Source organism: Cellvibrio sp., assembly GCF_053579595.1.
On the sequence record NZ_JBRFPI010000549.1, the window covers coordinates 1 to 2021 of the forward strand.

The following is a 2021-nucleotide window of genomic DNA, read 5'->3' on the forward strand; positions in this document are numbered from 1 at the left end:
GGACTGATAAAAGGTGATATGGCGCCCGCACGTCGTGGCGCATGGAAACTGCTGACTGCACAAGATAACCCTGCAATAACCCAATTTTTTAGCAAAAGTATTAGTGTGGGGCGACGTTTGTTTATCGTGAAACCCCACACCGGAAAAACCCACCAAATTCGTGTTGCTTTGAAAAGTATCGGTGCACCTATTGCGGGTGATTCACTCTATGGTGATTCAGTGCAAAGCGAGGCTTGCGATCGCTGCTATTTGCATGCTTACAGTCTTGCGTTTTCATTGGGCGAAAAGTTGTATCGTTTTACCGAATTGCCGCGCGAAGGCGAATTTTTTTGCGATGATTTTTTTACTGCCGCGATACAGGAATGGCGCGAGCCATGGTTTTTGCCTTGGCCGCCATTATTATCCCGTACACAGAAAACGGATAAATCCTGATGCGATTTTTAATTGGACTTGGTATAGCAATAGTGCTGGCATTATCGGCGACGGTAGTGGGATATTTTTATCCATCTTCGGAGGCAGCAGAAAAACCTTCCAGCAATAGCGATTACAGTTTCATTAAAACTGCCTGTTGGTTCGACGCTGACTGGACAGCCACTATTACCTGCGGTGAATTGCAAACACCGGAACAATTCCGTTTGGCCGTGGTTATTTTGCACAATGATGCAGAGCAGCGCCGCGCTGACCCGATTGTATATTTACAGGGCGGACCAGGAGCGAGTGCACGTTTGCATACTGATGGAATAAAAAGTTGGTTGAATTGGATGCGTTATAGCAATACAGAGCGCGATTTAATTTTGATCGATGCCCGCGGCACCGGCCGCAGTAAACCGGCATTGGTGTGTAGTGAATACAATCAATTTAACCAGCAGTTATTGCGCCAGAATATCGCTCTGGGCGATGAGTTGGCGCAGGGCTACGATGTAATGACGCAATGTTTTGCATCTTCAGCGCAGGCGAATCCAAAGTTGGATTACCGCAATTTCAGCACCCAAAAATCAGCCCAGGATGTGCGTGCATTAATGGCGCAGCTTGATTATCCAGAGTGGAATATTCTCGGTGTCTCCTACGGCACACGGCTCGCGCTGGAAATCGCGTTGCAAGAGCAGCAGGCACCACAAACAGTAAAACTGAAATCCATGGTGCTGGATTCAGTTTATCCGGCTGGTTTTGGTGGCGTACAAACCTGGCCGCAAGTATTGGACGAGGGAATGCAGCAGTTTTTTAAAGGCTGCAGTGTTCAGCAAGAATGCATAAAAAAATTAAATCCTTCTTCTGCGGCTGATCTTGTCTCGTTAGAACAACACTTTATGCAAGCGCTGCGTAATTTACATATCAATCCGATGTCACTCACCATCAAGCGTTGGGATGGTGAGGCGCCGGTGAATTTTGTGGTAAATGACCATCGTTTTTTATCAGCCACCTTTGCCGCAGTTTATAATCCAAGCGATTGGCCAGCCATTATTGATGCAATTAATGCGGTAGAGGCGGGGCGTTCAGATTTATTAAAACCCTTGATGGAGCCGTTTATTAATAACAGCATGACGAGCGATTTTAATAGTTTGACGTTTACTGCAGTGGATTGTGCGGATAATCCTGTTCTATCGGAAACAGATTACACAGCGGCACTAGTGAAGTATCCATTATTGCAAGAGTACACACGCGACCAATGGCGTTATCAACTCTGTCATCGTTTGCCGAGTGAGTCACCATTGGTAAATGCCGCCCCACAATTGCCAACCTTAATGCTCGCCGGTGCATTGGACCCTATTACCCCAGTGAGTTGGGCGCAATCGGTAAACCAGCAATGGCCGCACAGCCAATTGCGAGTGCGTGAAAAAATCGCACATTCAGTGTTGGGAAGCGATGTTTGTCTGCTGGAACATCTCGATGAATTTTTTAATCAACCCGAGATGAAATTTACTGCTTGTGCGGAAGAGAACGAAAATTAGCTGAGGTATTATTTTCATCGCCAATATAAAAAAAGGCCGCACTCAGTGCGGCCTTTTTTTTGTTGTAAATCT

1 protein-coding gene and 1 pseudogene are annotated in these 2021 nt (G+C 46.3%); both read left to right on the forward strand.

The window, feature by feature from the left end:
• Positions 1-432: pseudogene (locus ACWA6V_RS20980) on the forward strand (RNA pseudouridine synthase); the annotation flags it as partial.
• Complete coding sequence (locus ACWA6V_RS20985) at positions 432-1949, forward strand: alpha/beta fold hydrolase (RefSeq protein ID WP_449524307.1); 1518 nt, start codon at positions 432-434, stop codon at positions 1947-1949. The pseudogene ACWA6V_RS20980 and the gene ACWA6V_RS20985, both read left to right, overlap by 1 nt.
• The last annotated feature ends 72 nt before the right edge of the window (positions 1950-2021 follow it).